The 17,316-nt window shown below is 55.8% G+C and carries 14 protein-coding genes; 13 read left to right on the top strand and 1 reads right to left on the bottom strand.

Annotated features, from left to right (window positions below):
• Window positions 1–28 precede the first annotated feature (28 nt).
• The 11 genes from ELY38_RS17415 (at window position 29) to ELY38_RS17465 (ending at window position 13,208) form a co-directional block, all read left to right on the top strand.
• Complete coding sequence (locus tag ELY38_RS17415; RefSeq protein WP_127063433.1) at window positions 29–1,522, top strand: NAD(P)H-hydrate dehydratase; 1,494 nt, start codon at window positions 29–31, stop codon at window positions 1,520–1,522.
• An 11-nt stretch (window positions 1,523–1,533) separates the two neighbouring features.
• Window positions 1,534–2,034: a tRNA (adenosine(37)-N6)-threonylcarbamoyltransferase complex ATPase subunit type 1 TsaE gene (tsaE, locus tag ELY38_RS17420; RefSeq protein ID WP_127063434.1), complete on the top strand. Its 501-nt coding sequence runs from the start codon at window positions 1,534–1,536 to the stop codon at window positions 2,032–2,034.
• 16 nt (window positions 2,035–2,050) lie between these two features.
• On the top strand, window positions 2,051–3,502 hold the full coding sequence (locus ELY38_RS17425) for an N-acetylmuramoyl-L-alanine amidase (protein WP_246009187.1): 1,452 nt from the start codon (window positions 2,051–2,053) through the stop codon (window positions 3,500–3,502).
• Window positions 3,503–3,510: 8 nt separating this feature from the next.
• Window positions 3,511–5,463, top strand: a complete 1,953-nt coding sequence (mutL, locus tag ELY38_RS17430) for a DNA mismatch repair endonuclease MutL (protein WP_127063436.1) — start codon at window positions 3,511–3,513, stop codon at window positions 5,461–5,463.
• Between the two features lie 67 nt (window positions 5,464–5,530).
• The gene (gene miaA / locus ELY38_RS17435) at window positions 5,531–6,469 is read left to right on the top strand and encodes a tRNA (adenosine(37)-N6)-dimethylallyltransferase MiaA (protein ID WP_127063437.1); all 939 of its coding nucleotides are present in this window, start codon (window positions 5,531–5,533) and stop codon (window positions 6,467–6,469) included.
• Between the two features lie 137 nt (window positions 6,470–6,606).
• Complete coding sequence (hfq, locus tag ELY38_RS17440; protein ID WP_126949454.1) at window positions 6,607–6,855, top strand: RNA chaperone Hfq; 249 nt, start codon at window positions 6,607–6,609, stop codon at window positions 6,853–6,855.
• 37 nt (window positions 6,856–6,892) lie between these two features.
• The gene (gene hflX / locus ELY38_RS17445) at window positions 6,893–8,203 is read left to right on the top strand and encodes a ribosome rescue GTPase HflX (protein ID WP_127063438.1); all 1,311 of its coding nucleotides are present in this window, start codon (window positions 6,893–6,895) and stop codon (window positions 8,201–8,203) included.
• Window positions 8,204–8,342: 139 nt separating this feature from the next.
• Complete coding sequence (hflK, locus tag ELY38_RS17450; RefSeq protein ID WP_127063439.1) at window positions 8,343–9,611, top strand: FtsH protease activity modulator HflK; 1,269 nt, start codon at window positions 8,343–8,345, stop codon at window positions 9,609–9,611.
• Window positions 9,612–10,532, top strand: a complete 921-nt coding sequence (gene hflC, locus ELY38_RS17455; protein WP_127063440.1) for a protease modulator HflC — start codon at window positions 9,612–9,614, stop codon at window positions 10,530–10,532.
• A gap of 184 nt (window positions 10,533–10,716) precedes the next feature.
• On the top strand, window positions 10,717–11,910 hold the full coding sequence (locus tag ELY38_RS17460; protein ID WP_127063441.1) for an ATP phosphoribosyltransferase regulatory subunit: 1,194 nt from the start codon (window positions 10,717–10,719) through the stop codon (window positions 11,908–11,910).
• Complete coding sequence (locus ELY38_RS17465; RefSeq protein WP_127063442.1) at window positions 11,910–13,208, top strand: adenylosuccinate synthase; 1,299 nt, start codon at window positions 11,910–11,912, stop codon at window positions 13,206–13,208. The genes ELY38_RS17460 and ELY38_RS17465 overlap by 1 nt, the downstream gene beginning before the upstream one ends.
• Window positions 13,209–13,308: 100 nt before the next feature.
• Here ELY38_RS17465 and cobO read toward each other — a convergent pair whose 3' ends face one another.
• The gene (gene cobO / locus ELY38_RS17470; protein ID WP_127063443.1) at window positions 13,309–13,908 is read right to left on the bottom strand and encodes a cob(I)yrinic acid a,c-diamide adenosyltransferase; all 600 of its coding nucleotides are present in this window, start codon (window positions 13,906–13,908) and stop codon (window positions 13,309–13,311) included.
• A gap of 206 nt (window positions 13,909–14,114) precedes the next feature.
• On the opposite strand from cobO, the gene ELY38_RS17475 reads away from it, so the two are divergent.
• Together ELY38_RS17475 and pepN are read left to right on the top strand one after the other, a co-directional pair.
• Complete coding sequence (locus ELY38_RS17475) at window positions 14,115–14,600, top strand: YajQ family cyclic di-GMP-binding protein (protein WP_127063444.1); 486 nt, start codon at window positions 14,115–14,117, stop codon at window positions 14,598–14,600.
• Between the two features lie 85 nt (window positions 14,601–14,685).
• Window positions 14,686–17,316, top strand: a complete 2,631-nt coding sequence (gene pepN / locus ELY38_RS17480; RefSeq protein ID WP_127063445.1) for an aminopeptidase N — start codon at window positions 14,686–14,688, stop codon at window positions 17,314–17,316.

The following is a 17,316-nucleotide window of genomic DNA, read 5'->3' on the forward strand; positions in this document are numbered from 1 at the left end:
GCCATCACAACATGCGAAAGGAGAGATCGTGTTCACTTTAAGTGCTTCCACGCTACGCCCGCTATTCAAAGCCGAGCAGGTTCGTGAACTTGACCGCCGAACCATTGCCGGGGGAATTGAAGGGTTTGCCCTCATGCAGCGGGCCGCCTCCAGCGCCTGGCACAGCTTTCGGGCGCGCTGGCCACAGGCGCGTAGCGTTACGGTGGTGTGTGGTGGCGGTAACAACGGTGGCGATGGGCATGTGCTGGCTGCACTGGCCATCCAGTCGGGGCTTAAGGTGCAGCGTATTTCGCTTAAACCTCTCGCGACTCTCAACGGGGATGCTGCCCGAGCGGCCGAGCTTGCCACTTCCGCCGGAGTAGGTTGCGAAGAATGGCATGCTGAGTGTGTGTTTACCGGCGATGTGATTGTCGATGCCATGCTGGGAACGGGGCTACGTGATGAAGTATCCGGACCAGCACGCCAGGCAATTAGCGCGATCAACGCCGCCAAGCGCCCCGTGCTGGCGATCGATATTCCCTCAGGGCTGGCGGCCGATACCGGCGCGGTGCTGGGTGAGGCGGTGCAGGCTGATGGGACAGTAACGTTTATCGGCGACAAAATTGGCCTGCATACGGGCGATGCACCTGACTATACCGGGGAGATCGATTTTCGACCGTTGGGTGTTAAGGCACAGGCCTTTTTTGATATCCCTCCCTTCGCCTGGCGCCTTGATGAAGCATGGCTGAATGAGGCTTTTGCGCCACGTTCGCGCACCAGTCATAAGGGCGATATGGGCCACGTGCTGGTATTGGGCGGGGCGCCGGGCTTTGGCGGCGCAGCACTTCTGGCTTCTCAGGCCGCCGCCCGGTTGGGTGCGGGAAAAGTGAGTCTGGCAACGGCCCCGGAGCATATCACGGCAAGCCTGGTGCGTTGCCCTGAGGTCATGGCCCATGGCGTGCGCGGCGGGGCGGACCTTGATGAGCTGCCCCAAAAAGCGGATGTGATAGTGGTTGGCCCCGGCACGGGGCAGGCGGCCTGGGGGCAGGCAGTACTCCAGCATGCTCTGGCATCTACCGCGCCGCTTGTTGTGGATGCCGATGCGCTTAACTTGCTTGCCAGCCATTGGCCTAATGAGCGGCGCGATAACTGGATATTGACCCCACACCCCGGTGAGGCTGCTCGCTTGCTAGGCTGCTCAACCGCTGAGGTGCAAAAAGATCGTCCAGCCGCTGCCCGCGCCTTGCAGCAAGCCTTGGGTGGTATAGTGATTTTAAAGGGTTCGGGCAGTTTGATTGCCGGGCCCGGCGGGCTTGCAGTATGCCCTTATGGAAACCCCGGCATGGCCAGCGGCGGTATGGGCGACGTGCTGAGCGGCATGCTGGGCGCCCTGGTTGCCCAGCGCAGCGAGATCGAGCAGAGTGCTCGGCTTGGGACGCTGGTGCACGCGCTTGCCGCTGATCGAGCTGCAAAGGGTGCAGGAGAACGTGGCTTGCTGGCAAGCGATCTGGCATCCTATGCGCGAGAATTGATCAACCCGTAAAGGCAGCCCGCATGCAGGTGCAATTGGATAATGAAGAAGCTCAGGTCGCTTTTGGTGAAGCGCTGGGGCGCGCATTGCAGGGGCGTGGGCGCATTTATCTGGAAGGTGATTTAGGCGCCGGTAAAACGACCTTAACGCGCGGTATTTTGAGGGCCTATGGATATGAGGGGGCAGTGAAAAGCCCGACTTATACGTTGGTAGAGCCCTATGAGCTGGATAATCAGCGCCTCTATCATCTGGATTTATATCGCTTGGCCGACCCTGAAGAGCTCGAGTTTATCGGAGGGCGCGACGTGCTGTCAGATGATGCCGTGTGCATTATTGAGTGGCCAAGCCGGGGCGAAGGGTGGCTGCCTGCTCCTGATCTGCGCCTCTCGCTTGTGGTCGCCGAGATAGGACGTCAGTTGACGTTAAGCCCGCACAGCGAGCGTGGCGAATGCATCCTTAATGAGCTGTCATCCGCGATGCCTTTTATGCAGTCACAAGACGGTACCCTTCATGGCAACAAGTAGCAAAATGATCGCCTTGATGCGTTTATTAGCGCCAGGGCTAATTGCGCTGATGACAGGCGTCTCGTCTGCTCATGCCGCGACCGTTGAAAGCATGCGCCTGTGGGCGGCGCCCGATCACGCACGGTTGGTATTTGATCTTTCCGGAGCTACCCACGCCAATGTTTTTCCTCTTTCGAACCCTGATCGGCTGGTGATCGACCTGGAAGAGAGTCATCTGGATACCGATGCCTCAACGTTGCCGTTAGAAGGTAGCGCCATTGAAGCTGTGCGTACCGGCGTACGCGACGGTGGTGGGCTACGCGTGGTGCTTGAGCTAAACCGTGTGGTTGAACCACGGCATTTTGTGCTACCCCCCAACGATCAGTATGGTCATCGCCTGGTGGTCGACCTTGAGTACCCGGGCGAAAGCGCGGTTGAAAACCCCATCGACCCCATTGAAGCGATGATTCGCGACCAAGAGATGCTGGCCCAGCGCAGTAATGCTCAAGCCCAGGCACAAGTGCCGGGCGGTGAAGCATCGTCTGCGCCCTCAAGTCCTGCGCCTGTTGAAGTGCAGCCCGCTCAGCCTCATCCCCAGCGCGATATCATTATTGCCATCGATGCAGGGCACGGCGGTGAGGACCCGGGCGCCATTGGGCCCGGCGGCACGCGCGAGAAGGATGTGGTGCTGGATATCGCCCGCAAGCTGGCCGCGGATGTCAACGGCACGCCGGGCTTCAAGGCCGTATTGATTCGAGATGGTGATTACTATATCGGGCTGCGGCAGCGTACCCAGCTGGCCCGTGAGCAAAAAGCCGACTTTTTTGTCTCTGTACATGCCGATGCCTTCAGTAGCCCGCGTCCTGAGGGAAGCTCGGTGTACGCGCTTTCCCAGCGGGGTGCGACGTCTGAAACTGCTCAATGGCTTGCTGACAGCGAAAACCGCGCCGATCTGATCGGCGGGGTTGATGGCAACCTGTCACTGCGCGATAAGGATCAAGTGCTGCGTGGCGTTCTGCTTGATTTGACCATGACCGCCACGTTGAACGACTCGCTATCAATTGGCGGGCAGGTGCTTGAGCAGTTAGGGCGTATCAACCGGCTGCACAAGTCTCGCGTGGAGCAGGCGGGTTTCATGGTGCTCAAGTCGCCGGATATTCCTTCTCTGCTGGTGGAGGTCGGCTTTATCTCCAATCCGTCAGAGGAGCGGCGGTTGCGCGACCCTGTCCATCAACAAGGGCTTGCCAATGCCATCTTTAGCGGGCTGCGTGCGCACTTTGAGCGTAACCCGCCTCCGGCTAGTCTGCTTGCGTGGCAGCGCGATCATCAGCGCCGGCCAACCGGTAACGAATATCGCATTCAGTCAGGCGACACGCTCTCCTCGATTGCAGTGCGTCATGGGGTGCCGGTAGGCCAGCTTCGCCAGGCGAATGACTTGAGTGGCGATGTTATTCGCGTTGGCCAGGTCTTACGTATTCCCAATTCTTGAGGTGTCAGGTGTCCGAGTCGAGTTCTTTGCCACCGCGTATTCATGTTCTTGATCCTCGGCTGGCGAACCAGATAGCCGCAGGGGAGGTGGTCGAGCGCCCATCGTCGGTCACTAAGGAGCTAATTGAGAACGCCATTGATGCGGGTAGTCAGCGCATTGACGTGGAAATCGAGCAGGGCGGCGCCCGGCTGATCAGGGTCCGTGATGACGGTATCGGTATTGGTGAACAGGATTTGCCGCTGGCGCTGGCGCGTCACGCTACCAGCAAGATCGGCAGCCTGGAAGATCTGGAAGGCGTCAGCTCGTTGGGGTTCCGCGGTGAAGCGCTGGCCTCCATCAGCTCGGTGTCGCGGCTTGAGCTGGTTTCCAACGCTGAAGAAGACCCGCGTGGCGGCTGGCGCGTGGTGGCCGAAGGGCGAGGCATGGAGGCAAGAGTAACGCCTGCCCCGCACCCGCGCGGTACCAGTGTCGCGGTTCGCGATCTGTTTTTTAATACCCCTGCAAGGCGCAAGTTCCTACGCACTGAAAAAACCGAATTTGCCCATGTAGAGGAGGCATTCCGGCGTCAGGCGCTGTCACGCTATGATATTACCTGGGTGCTTCGCCATAATCAGAAGGTGGTGCATCAACTGCCTTCCGGTCTCTCGGCGTCTGCTCAGGAGCGGCGCATTGCTTCGCTGCTGGGTAAAAACTTTATCGAGCATGCGCGCTATATCGAGCGTGAAGCGGGCGGGCTACGCCTGAGTGGCTGGGTGGGTCTGCCCACCCATTCACGCTCACAGGCGGATCAACAGTATTTTTTTGTCAATGGCCGCGTGGTGCGTGACCGGCTGGTAGCTCATGCAGTTCGTCAGGCTTACCGGGATGTGTTGTATAACGGCCGCCACCCGGTGTTTGTGCTCTATCTGACGCTTGACCCCGATGTGGTTGATGTCAATGTGCACCCCACCAAGCACGAAGTGCGCTTTCGTGATGGTCGCATGGTTCATGATTTTCTCTACTCGAGCCTGCATCATTGCCTGGCATCATCCAGGCCTTCTGAGGACGATGAAGCAACAGCTAGCGCCTCAGAGCAACCGGTGGCCAGCCCGGCTTTAACCGAGATGAAGGGTGGCTCGTCGTTACAGGCCAGCCAATCTGAATCAGCGCAATGGCAGCAGCAGGGAATAGCACTTGCCCCACCACAAACGTCCGCTCGCCATCCTGGAGCTGAGAAAGTGCGCCGCTTTATGCAAGGCTACCAGGCACTGCATCCTGATCACGAAGAGATGTTATTGACGCCCCAGGCACCGGGCGCATGGGCAAATGAAACACGGCCCGTCAATGAAGTGCGTGAAGCGCCGCTTGTCATGCCGGAAAGCGACCCTGCCAGCGCACCTCCATTAGGGTTTGCGCTGGGTCAGCTGCATGGGATCTATATTCTGGCGCAAAACGCTCAGGGGCTAGTGCTCGTTGATATGCACGCTGCCCACGAGCGGATTGTGTATGAACGCATGAAAAACCAACTGGCGGATGCCGAAGGTATTGATACGCAGCCGCTGCTGGTGCCTGTCTCATTGGCGGCTAGCCGTGCAGAAGTTGCCACGGCGGAGAGTGAGCAGGAGGCCATCTCCAAGCTAGGAATTGAGTTGGATGTGGCCGGACCGGAAACCTTGTTGGTGCGTCAGCTGCCAGCGCTGCTTGCCCACGCCGACCCCGAAGCGTTGGTGCGTGAAATGCTAGAAGAGCTTGCCCGCTTTGGGCGCACTCATCAGGTAGAGGCGCGTATTCATGCGCTGCTTTCGACCATGGCCTGCCATGGCAGCGTGCGTGCCAACCGTCGTCTGACCGTTGCTGAGATGAATGCGCTGTTGCGTGACATGGAGCGTACAGAGCGTAGTGACCAATGTAATCATGGGCGGCCGACCTGGACTCAAATGAGCCTGAAAGCGCTGGATAAATTGTTCTTGCGCGGCCAGTAGTTTCTAGTTTCTTACCCTTTTTTTCTTATAACGTTTTATTGGAACGTTCGGCGGAGTTTGCCTATCTATGGCTGATACGCGTCCTTGGGCGATTTTTTTAATGGGGCCAACCGCGGCCGGAAAAACAGATACGGCGATAGCGCTTCATGAGCAGCTAGGCCATGAACTGATCAGTGTGGACTCGGCCATGGTCTATCGCGGAATGAATATTGGTAGTGCCAAACCCAGCGCCGAAGAGCTTGCCCGCGCGCCTCACCGGTTAATCGATCTGCGCGACCCCTCCGAGCCCTATTCGGCTGCCGAATTTCGTGCAGATGCGCTGGCCGAGATGCGACAAATTAGCGCGGCAGGAAAAGTGCCTCTGTTGGTGGGCGGCACTATGTTGTATTACAAATGCCTAGTGGAAGGTGTGGCTAACATGCCCGCTGCTACCCCGGCTATTCGCGAACAGCTGGCTTTAAAGCGCGAGGCGGAGGGCCTTGAAGCCCTGCACAGAGCACTGGCGGAGGTCGATCCTGTCTCGGCGCGGCGCATTCACCCCAATGACCCGCAGCGCTTGATGCGAGCGCTTGAGGTCTATTACGCCAGTGGAAAATCCATGAGTACGCTATGGGACGAGCAGCAACCTGAAACCTTTCCCTGGCGGGTGTTGTCGATAGCTCTGTCACCTGCCGATCGGGGCGTTTTACACGCCCGAATTGAAAAACGTTTTACCGCCATGCTGTCAGAAGGCTTGATAGATGAAGTGGCCGCCCTCAAAAAACGTGATGATCTTCATCTGGGGCTTCCATCAATGAAAAGCGTCGGCTATCGGCAGGTATGGGAATACCTTGATGGCAAGTACGATTATCCTACGCTGAAAGAGCGTGGTGTAATTGCCACTCGCCAGCTCGCCAAGCGTCAGCTAACGTGGTTAAGAAGCTGGTCTAATCTTAACTGGATTGATTCACAGCAGACGGACGTGGTGGATAAGACGCTGAAATTCGTGCGTGAAAGCGGTGCTTAGCGTAAGATAGTGATTTCGTAAGTGTGTGTTTTCGAGTGGCCGGGCGACCAGGCCTTTCGGGCAAACAGATTGCGGCGTAGCACCAGTAGGGCACGCCATAAATAACCAACCCCAACGACAGTTTTAGGGAGAGCAACATGTCCAAAGGGCAGTCCCTTCAAGACCCGTACTTGAATATTTTGCGCAAAGAGCGCATTCCGGTCTCAATCTTTTTGGTCAACGGCATTAAGCTGCAAGGCCAGATTGAATCCTTTGACCAGTTTGTCATCCTGCTGCGTAACACCGTTAGTCAGATGGTTTATAAACATGCTATTTCCACGGTGGTGCCGTCACGCAATGTGCGTTTACCGGCACAAGATCCAGCCGCACCTGATGCGGATATGTAACACCGCTGGATGAGCAACAGAATCCTCGAGGTATTGATTGTTTTTTGAGCGCCCAGATGCCGGTGAAACGGCAGTACTTGTTCACGTAGATTTCCACGACGAACAGGCACGTGAAGACCCGGGTGAGTTTTTAGAACTCGTGCGCTCTGCTGGTGCAGAGCCCGCGACGCTACTCACTGCCAGTCGACAGCGCCCTGATTCCCGAACCTTTGTGGGTTCAGGGAAACTGGAAGAGTTGCGAGCCATGCTCGCAGCTCATCAGGCCGAGCTGGTGATCTTCAATCATAGTTTAAGCCCTTCCCAGCAGCGCAACCTTGAGAAAGAGCTCAAGTGTCGTGTTCTCGACCGTACCGGTTTGATTCTCGATATTTTTGCGCAACGGGCACGGACCCATGAAGGTAAGCTGCAGGTTGAGCTTGCCCAGTTAGAATATATGTCCACGCGCCTTGTACGCGGGTGGACGCACCTTGAGCGTCAGAAAGGCGGGATTGGCCTGCGCGGCCCCGGTGAAACCCAGCTGGAAACCGACCGCCGCCTGTTGAGGGCGCGTATCAAGTCCATCAATAAGCGGCTAGATAAAGTGCGTAGTCAGCGCGAGCAGAATCGCCGCGCCCGCGCCCGTGCTGAAATTCACAGCGTATCGCTGGTGGGCTATACCAACGCGGGGAAATCAACGCTGTTTAATGCGTTAACCAATGCAGAAGTGTACGCTGCCGATCAGCTGTTTGCCACGCTGGATCCCACCTTGAGGCGGCTTGAGATAGAAGATGTGGGCCCGGTGGTGATGGCAGATACGGTGGGCTTTATTCGTCATTTGCCTCACAAGCTTGTCGAGGCGTTTCAGGCCACCCTCCAAGAGGCTGCCGAAGCCACGCTGCTTGTGCATGTTATTGATGCTGCCGACCCGGATCGTGAGCTAAATGTTGATCAGGTTGAGTATGTGCTAAAAGAAATTGGCGCGGACAGCGTGCCGGTGCTCAAGGTCATGAACAAGATTGACAAGCTTGATAGCGCGCCGCGTATCGAGCGTGATAGTCACGGCGTGCCAGAAGTCGTTTGGCTGTCAGCCCAGCAGGGGCAAGGGCTGGATCTGCTTCATGAGGCGCTGACTGAACGGCTGGCCGGTGACGTTATTGGCTTTTCGCTAACGCTGACGCCTGAGCAGGGTAAGCTGCGCGCCGGCCTTCATGCGCTTAATGCCGTGCGTGAAGAAGCTTTCGATGAGCATGGGCATTCGGTGCTGGATGTTCGGCTTCCAAGGCGCGACTTTAACCAGCTGATGGCCCAGCTTGGCGAGCGCGCCAACACCTATTTGCCTGCAGCGCTACGTGAAGCGGATGAGTGGTAAGTTGATTAATTGCCCGGTCGTGTAGCGTCCGATTCTGTAAAATGGTAATAACACGTTGATATAGAAATAATTTCAAAAAAGCGCATGGGTCTAGCCCCGGCAGGCCCAGCGCAGGTGAGCACCTTAGTGGAGAAGAAGTATGGCCTGGAATGAGCCTGGTGGTGGCAACCAGCACGACCCATGGAGTGGTGGTGGCCGACGCGGTGGCAACGACGGTGGAAACCGTGGTGGCAATGATGGTGGCGACCGAGGGGGGAACAACGGCGGTAATAATCAAGGACCTCCTGACCTTGATGAGGCGCTTAAAAAATTTCAAGACAAGCTCAATGGCATGTTGGGCAGTGGCGGCAAGAAAGGCAATGGTGGCAAGAAGGGTGGCGGCAGTGGTAAACCCCGTAACTCATTCGCTCTGCCAGGCCTTTTGGTGGTCGTGGCGCTGGCCATTTGGGCCGCGTCAGGTTTCTATCTTGTCGATCAGTCAGAACGTGGCGTCGTACTTCGATTTGGCGAGTATCAAGGCATCGTCAATCCAGGCCTGCAGTGGAACCCACCGCTGATTGATGACGTGCGCATGGTCAACGTGACGCGCGTGCGCTCGGTATCTCAGACCCAATCGATGCTGACTCGCGACGAAAATATTGTTGAAGTGGAAATTTCTGCGCAGTATCAGGTCGCTAATCCTCGTGATTTTGTACTCAACGTGCGTGATCCGGCGCTTTCAATTGAAAATGCGCTCGACTCCGCCCTGCGCCACGTTGTAGGCGGTACGGATATGATCGATATCCTGACCTCTGGTCGTGAAATTCTAGGTAGCTCGGTCGCCAGCCGTTTACAGACGTATCTTGACGCCTATGGTGCGGGTATTAATCTGCAGACCATTAACATCGAGTCTACCTCAGCACCGGCACCGGTAATTGATGCCTTTGATGATGTTATTCGTGCCCGTGAAGACCGTCAGCGCACGATCAACGAAGGTATGGCCTATGCCAATGCGATCATTCCCGCTGCGCAAGGTCAGGCTCAGCGTGTGGTTGAGCAGGGGCAAGGCTACCGTGAATCTGTCGTGGCTGAAGCACAAGGTCAGGCGAACCGCTTCAATGCCTTGTTGACCGAATACCGTAATGCGCCGGAAGTCATGCGTGAGCGTATGTACCTGGATGCCATCGAAGAAGTGTTTGGCAATACGCCCAAGGTGCTTCTGGATGTAAGCGAAAATGCGCCGCTGATGTACCTGCCGCTTGATCAGATGCGCGGTGGTAACGAGCGCAGTGGTTCTGCAGGTGGCAACAGCAGCAGTAGTGCCGGTGGGGAAGAGCTTGACCCGCGCGTTATCGAGAACCTGCGTAGTGGGCAAAGCAGCAGCACTTTATCCTCAGGCAACAGCTCTATCCGCAGGGAGGGCCGGTAAATGGTTAACAATCGATCCCTGCTAATTGTAGGTACCCTGGCCGCTGTCGCTTGGCTTGCCAGCAACACGCTATACGTTGTCGATGAAACTGAGCGTGCGGTCAAATTGCGTTTTGGTGAGGTGGTTGAAGAGAATATTCAGCCGGGCCTGCATGTCAAGGTGCCGATCGCGCAAACGGTACGTAAGTTTGATACGCGCCTTTTGACGCTGGACACTGACACCAGCCGCTATCTGACGCTTGAGCAGAAGGCCGTGATCGTTGACTCCTACGTAAAATGGCAGGTGGTTAATCCCACGCGCTACTACGAAGCAACGGCGGGCGATGAAATGATGGCGATTCGCCTCATTCAGCCACGAGTCGACGAGAGTCTGCGTAACGAGTTTGGCCGCTTGAATCTTCAGGAAATCATCGCCGAGCGCCGGGACGACCTGATGATTGGTCCCACGGAAGAGCTTGATAACCTGATGCGCGATGAATTGGGTGTCGCTATACGCGATATTCGCATTAAGCGTATTGACTTGCCTGAAGACGTGTCGGCGGCGGTATTTGAGCGGATGCGTTCAGAGCGTGAGCGTGAAGCCCGTGAATGGCGTGCCCAAGGTCAGGAAGAGGCCGAGCGTATTCGCGCCAATGCGGACCGTCGCCGTCAGGTGCTTATCGCCCAAGCCAATGAGCGCGCCGAAACGCTGCGTGGTGAAGGTGACGCTGAAGCAGCCGGAATCTTCTCTGAAGCGTATGGCCAGGACCAGGAATTCTTCGCCTTCTGGCGTAGCCTGAACGCCTACCGTAACAGCTTCTCCGGTGATGGAAATATGCTCGTGCTGGAGCCTGATAGCGATTTCTTCCGCTATTTGCGTAGCGCTTCTCCCAGTAACGGAGAAGGTGGCGGCCAGAGCGGCACTGGCAACTCCGAAGAGTAATACCGCGTAGGGATGAACTTGTCAGCATTGCGTAACGCTTGGCGGGGTTCATCCCTTCGATAAACGTGGTAGACTTAATTGAACCGGGCGTTCGCCCGGTTTTTTTGTGGCCCTTATTTAAGGTTGATGCGCGATTGGCGTAGTAACCGAGTTCGGGCCTTCATCGTCTTGCAGGATTGTTCACATGACCATCGCTGACCGCTGGCTGCTGCCCGACGGCATGGATGAGGTGCTACCGCCTCAGGCAAGCCGCATGGAAGAGCTGCGCCGTGCGCTGCTCGATCTTTACCATTGCTGGGGCTACGACCAGGTAATGCCACCTCCGGTGGAGTTTCTGGACTCCTTGCTGACTGGCACTGGCACCGACCTTGACCTACAAACCTTTAAGTTAACCGATCAATTGACCGGCCGCATGATGGGTGCCTCGGCAGATGTGACCCCTCAGGTAGCGCGTATGGACGCCCATTCGCTCAAGCGCCAAGGCCCGGTGCGTCTGTGTTACTGCACCAATGTGCTGCGTGCCAAGGCGGACCAGCACCAGGGGGGGCGCAGCCCGGTTCAAGTAGGCGTTGAGCTATTTGGTCATGCGGGGCTGGAAGCCGATAGTGAAATCATTCACCTGGCACTGGCCAGTTTAAAGGCAGCGGGTGCTGAAGAAATACATTTGGCACTTGGCCACATCGGCATTTACCGTAGCTTGGTAGAAGCAGCCGAGCTTAATGACGAACAAGAAAGTGCCTTGTTTGAAGCGCTGGCACTGAAGTCACCCGGCCAGTTAGCGCAGCAGGTAAACGCCAGTGTCAGCGACCCGGTGTTGGCTGATATGTTCATGGCACTGGGCGAGCTGCACGGCAATGCGAGCATACTAGGGCAGGCGCGCGAGCGTTTTGCTGGCGCGCCAGTCTCGGTAACAGCAGCGCTTGATCAACTGGATGCACTTTACCAAGGTGTATTGGCACGCTTTGATGTGTCGCTTTATTTCGATCTTGCTGAGCTGCGCGGCTATCAATACCACACAGGTATGATGTTTGCGGCTTATGTGCCGGGTTACGGCCATGCGCTGGTCAAAGGCGGCCGCTATGATGATACAGGGCGTGCATTTGGTCGTGCTCGGCCTGCTACCGGCTTTTCGATGGATTTAAAGCAGCTGGCATCATTAGCGCTGGCATCAAAAGCCCGCGGCGCCATCTGGGCGCCTGCGCAAGAAGATGAATCTCTCAACGCTGCCATTGTTGCACTGCGAGAGCAGGGAGAACGCGTGATTCAAGCGCTGCCTGGGCAGCGTACTGGGCCGGCGGAGCACGACTGTGACCGCCGTCTTGAGTTTATCGATGGCTGTTGGCAGACAACGGCCCTGACACAAGAGACGAGTGCATAATGGGTAAGAATGTCGTAGTCCTGGGTACCCAATGGGGTGATGAAGGTAAAGGCAAGATCGTCGACCTGCTCACCGAGTCAGCCGCGGCGGTAGTGCGTTTCCAAGGGGGGCACAATGCGGGCCATACCTTGGTGATTGATGGTGAAAAGACCGTTCTTCATCTCATTCCCTCGGGCGTTCTGCGTCCAGGCAAAACCTGTGTAATTGGCAACGGGGTGGTACTGTCGCCCGAGGCGCTGATTAAAGAGATTCGCGAACTTGAAGACAAGGGCGTACCGGTGCGCGAGCGCCTGCGCCTGTCGCCAGCCTGCCCGCTGATTCTGCCGTACCACGTCCGTCTTGATCAGGCGCGTGAAAAGGCCCGTGGTGTTGCTAAGATTGGTACCACCGGGCGCGGTATCGGACCAGCCTACGAAGATAAAGTAGCTCGTCGTGGCCTGCGCCTGGGCGATATGCTCCACCGTGAGCGCTTTGCTTCTAAACTGGGCGAAGTACTGGACTACCACAACTTCGTATTGGTCAACTACCACGGCGAACCGGCGGTAGACTTCCAGGAAGTGCTGGATAGTGCGATGCAGATGGCCGACGAGCTACGCCCCATGGTGTGCGACACGGTCAGCATGGTGCACGATCTACGCAAGGCCAATGAGAATATCCTGTTCGAGGGCGCCCAAGGCTCGCTGCTAGATATCGACCACGGTACCTACCCTTACGTCACCAGCTCCAATACCACGGCAGGCGGTACGGCCACAGGGTCAGGCGTAGGTCCGCTTTACCTGGACTACGTGCTGGGTATCACCAAGGCATATACCACCCGCGTGGGTTCCGGTCCGTTCCCCACCGAGCTATTTGACGACCATGGCCGCCACCTGGCCGAGCGGGGCCACGAGTTTGGTGCGACCACCGGTCGTCCGCGTCGCTGTGGCTGGTTTGACGCTGTCGCGCTGCGTCATGCTGTGCAGATCAACTCGGTATCTGGCATCTGCCTGACCAAGCTTGATGTGCTCGATGGCTTAGAAAATATTCGTGTCTGCGTAGGCTATCGCAGTAAAGATGGCGAAGTACTGGATAACCCGGTGGATTCTGAAGGCTACGAGGCCGTTGAGCCGGTTTATCATGACCTGCCGGGCTGGAATGAGTCGACTCTGGGTGCCAAGAAGGTAGAAGACCTGCCGGCAAACGCACGCTCTTATATTAGTTTCCTGGAAGAGCAGGTAGGCACTAGTATTGACATTATTTCGACAGGTCCTGACCGCGTTGAAACCATCGTACTGCGTAACCCGTTTGACAGCGAGTAATCGTTTCGTAATGTAAGGCTGGGATGTAAACCGTCTCGGCAATATAAAAGGGGCGCCCAAGCGCCCCTTTTGCGTACTTAAGTGTTGAAAGATTTGGCGTTTAAAAATCGATACCCCGTCGTGCCTGTAAGCCGTTGTTGAATGCGTGGCGCACTTCCTGCATTTCCGTCACAGTGTCGGCCATGGCGACAAGTTCGCGGTGCGCATTGCGTCCGGTAATGATGACCGTCTGTTCGCTCGGGCGGTTCTCAAGGGCTGCCTTGACGGTGGCAATATCCAGGTAACCAAATTTAAGCATGTAGGTAAGTTCATCCAGTACGACAAGGTACGTGTCGGGGTCGGCCAGCATGCACTCGGCGTCTTTCCATACGGCCTGGCAGGCCTGGGTGTCGGCGTCACGATTTTGCGTTTCCCAAGTAAAACCAGTAGCCATAATGACCACTTCAAGGTTCGGGTCGTCTTCCAGGCGATTTCGCTCACCGCACTCCCAGAGGCCCTTGATAAACTGCACCACGCCCACTTTATAGCCGTAGCCCAGTGATCGGGTAACGGTGCCCCAGGCGGCTGTCGTTTTGCCCTTGCCATTGCCAGTATTGATCAGCAGCAACCCGCGCTGTTCGGTCGCGCTGGCTACCTTTTCGTCTACGCGGGCTTTCAGTTTTTCCATTGATGCCTTGTGGCGCGTGTTGCGATCAGTCATGGTCACTCCTGTACCACATCATTCGATTGAAATTCGCATAGCGTACGGTATATGGCATTCAATGCGTACAGCGGCGAATAAAATTTGTACGTCTGCTGGTTGTCGCTAATACGTAAGGAAATTTTTACGATAATCGGCAACAGGATTGGCCGGTAGGGGGCTTGCTGCTCTAAAATGATGAGTCATGTCTTGCTAGGATAAATGTCATGCCCTCATTTGATATCGTGTCGGAATTCGATCAGCACGAAGCCACGAACGCTGTCGATCAGGCCAATCGTGAAGTGCAGTCGCGCTTTGATTTTAAAGGCGTTGATGCAAGCTTTGCCCTTGAAGGTGAAAAAGTGCAGCTGGAAGCTGAGGTCGATTTCCAGCTTAAGCAGATGCTGGATGTACTGCGCAATCGGCTCATTGCCCGGGGAATCGATGCACGCTGCATGGATATCAAAGACCCTGAGCTTTCTGGTGTGAAGGCACGCCAGGATGTCATTTTAAAGCAGGGCCTGGATCAGGCAGAAGCCAAGGATGTGGTTAAGCGCATTAAAGCCAGTAAGCTTAAGGTGCAGGCCCAGATTCAAGGTGAAAAAGTCCGGGTGACCGGTAAAAAACGCGACGATTTACAAAGCGTAATGGCGTTGCTGCGCGGCGAAGAAGGGCCTGAATTACCTTTGCAATTCGATAACTTCCGAGACTAAACCCTAACGCAACAAGGGCAGTACAACGCTACTGCCCTGATATCGCCGATCATCAAGAAATCGTTTATCAATGGAGCTACGCACTATGTCTGATCCGCAGCCGGTTTATTTAAGCGACTACCAGCCGCCCGCCTATCGTGTTATCCATACCGAGCTGACGTTTGATCTTGACCCTGCAGCTACCCATGTAAAAGCGCGATTATTGTTTGAACGCAATGACCAAGCAGATGATAAAGCGCCGTTGGTGCTTGATGGCGAGCAGCTGACACTGATTTCTCTGGCCATTGATGGAACCGCCCTGACGGAAGCTGACTATCAGCTCGACGATCACGGTTTGAAAATCCACACCGTACCGGCAAGCTTCAGTTTGGAAAGCGAAGTGAAGATTGCTCCCAGTACCAATACGGCGCTGGAAGGCCTTTACCAGTCAAGCGGCATGTATTGTACTCAATGCGAGGCTGAGGGGTTTCGGCGCATTACTTTCTACCCTGACCGACCAGATGTCATGGCTACTTTTACCGTAACGGTCATTGGGGATGTACAGAAAGAACCCATCTTGTTGGCTAATGGCAACCCGGTTGCTAGAGGGGAGATGGAGGGCGGCCGGCACTTCGTCAAGTGGGAAGATCCATTCCCCAAGCCCTGTTATCTGTTCGCCTTGGTCGCGGGAAATCTTCATAAAGTAGAAGATCACTTCACGACCATGAGCGGGCGCGATGTCACGCTTCAGATTTGGGTCGAAGAGGAGAACCTAGATAAAACAGAACATGCCATGGCGTCACTCAAACGCTCCATGGAATGGGATGAACAGACGTACGGGCGTGAGTACGATCTGGACCTCTTCATGATTGTGGCCGTTAACGACTTCAACATGGGTGCCATGGAGAACAAGGGGCTGAATATTTTCAACTCCGCTGCCGTGTTGACGCACCCCCAGACTGCCACCGACGCCACTTTCCAGAATGTCGAAGGCATTGTAGCTCATGAATATTTTCATAACTGGTCGGGCAATCGTGTTACCTGCCGTGACTGGTTTCAGTTATCCCTGAAAGAAGGCTTCACGGTTTTTCGTGACCAATGTTTCTCGGCAGATACCAACTCAGCGCCCGTCAAGCGGATCCAGGATGTCTCCTTTTTCCGCACGGCGCAGTTTGCCGAAGATGCAGGCCCTACGGCGCACCCCGTCCGTCCGGACCATTTCATAGAGATTACCAACTTCTATACCCTGACGATTTATGAAAAGGGAGCCGAAGTGGTGCGTATGCTGTGTAATCTGGTCGGGTGGGAAAATTTCCGGCGCGGCTCAGATGCCTACTTCGAGCGCTTTGATGGCCAGGCGGTTACGATCGAAGACTTTGTAGAGTGCATGGCTCAAGCATCTGGGGAAGACCTTAGTCAGTTTATGCGCTGGTACTCTCAAGCCGGTACGCCCGAAATTGATGCCTATGGCGAGTATGACTATGTCCATAGCGAGTATCGTCTCACGCTACGTCAGCGCACACCGGCAACACCTGGGCAGCCGGAAAAGCTGCCAATGCACATTCCAATACGCATGGGGCTGGTAGGGACCAAATCGGGCCAGGATTTAACACTGACCCTGGCAGGTGAAAAGCTGGGTAAAGACGCCGTCATTCACCTGCGCGACGAAGAGCAGACCTTTGTGTTCACTGATGTGGCCGAAGCTCCGGTACCTTCGCTACTGCGCGATTTCTCTGCGCCGGTAAAGCTGAACTTTCCTTATTCCCGCGAGGAATTGGCGTTTTTGCTGACTCACGATAGCGATGGATTCAACCGTTGGGATGCCGGGCAGCGCTTGGCAATGCTGGCATTGGATGACCTGATTGCCGCGCATCGTAATGGTGTTGAAAAAGTCATGGATAGCCGCGTCACGGAAGCATTTAGAACCCTTCTGACAGGTTCGACCGTCGATAAGGCCGTTTTATCAGAGATGCTGACCCTGCCTTCTGAAGCTTACATTGCCGAGCAGCAGCCCATTGTCGATGTGGACGCTATTCACGCGGCGCGTGAATTTGTGCGCCAATCGCTGGCTCTGGTGCTTCGTGACGAGTTCATGGCGATCTTTGAAGCAAACCGTACCGATGAGCCTTATGCGCCAACGCCTGAACAGATAGCCCAGCGCAGTCTTAAAAATACAGCGCTAAGCTATCTGATGTCGATTGAGGATGAAAAAGCCGTCGCGCTTTGCGAAGAGCAGGTGGCCGTCGATCATAACATGACCGATGTGCGCCATGCGCTGACGCTGCTGGTGCATAGCGATCGTGACGACCTGTCTGCCCCGGCATTGAAAGCGTTTGGCGAGAAGTGGGCGCATGACCCGCTGGTAATGGATCAGTGGTTCACCATTCAGGTAACGCGCCCCCAGCCTGACGTGCTTGAGCGGGTACAATTCTTGATGCAACATCCGGCGTTTTCAATCAAGAACCCCAATAAAGTGCGTGCTTTGATTGGGGCTTTTGCCCAGAATCGAGTCAACTTTCATCGCCTGGACGGAAAGGGCTATGCGCTGTTAGCTGATGTGGTTATCGAGCTTAACCGTCTGAACCCGGAAATTGCCGCACGCTTGGTCACTCCGCTAACCCGTTGGCAGCGGTTTGATGAAAACCGGCAGTCGTTGATGCGCGCTCAGTTGAAGCGTATCAAAGAAGAGCCGCTATCTTCTAATGTATATGAGGTAGTCGAAAAAGCGCTGGCATGA

This window comes from Vreelandella nanhaiensis (genome assembly GCF_003990185.1).
GTDB classification, from domain to species: domain Bacteria; phylum Pseudomonadota; class Gammaproteobacteria; order Pseudomonadales; family Halomonadaceae; genus Vreelandella; species Vreelandella nanhaiensis.

Coding starts and splice junctions, on each gene's coding strand:
- tsaE (WP_127063434.1), top strand. CDS start 1,534: ATGCAGGTGCAATTGGATAATGAAGAAGCTCAGGTCGCTTTTGGTGAA.
- ELY38_RS17425 (WP_246009187.1), top strand. CDS start 2,051: ATGCGTTTATTAGCGCCAGGGCTAATTGCGCTGATGACAGGCGTCTCG.
- miaA (WP_127063437.1), top strand. CDS start 5,531: ATGGCTGATACGCGTCCTTGGGCGATTTTTTTAATGGGGCCAACCGCG.
- hfq (WP_126949454.1), top strand. CDS start 6,607: ATGTCCAAAGGGCAGTCCCTTCAAGACCCGTACTTGAATATTTTGCGC.
- hflK (WP_127063439.1), top strand. CDS start 8,343: ATGGCCTGGAATGAGCCTGGTGGTGGCAACCAGCACGACCCATGGAGT.
- hflC (WP_127063440.1), top strand. CDS start 9,612: ATGGTTAACAATCGATCCCTGCTAATTGTAGGTACCCTGGCCGCTGTC.
- ELY38_RS17460 (WP_127063441.1), top strand. CDS start 10,717: ATGACCATCGCTGACCGCTGGCTGCTGCCCGACGGCATGGATGAGGTG.
- ELY38_RS17465 (WP_127063442.1), top strand. CDS start 11,910: ATGGGTAAGAATGTCGTAGTCCTGGGTACCCAATGGGGTGATGAAGGT.
- cobO (WP_127063443.1), bottom strand. CDS start 13,908: ATGACTGATCGCAACACGCGCCACAAGGCATCAATGGAAAAACTGAAA.
- ELY38_RS17475 (WP_127063444.1), top strand. CDS start 14,115: ATGCCCTCATTTGATATCGTGTCGGAATTCGATCAGCACGAAGCCACG.
- pepN (WP_127063445.1), top strand. CDS start 14,686: ATGTCTGATCCGCAGCCGGTTTATTTAAGCGACTACCAGCCGCCCGCC.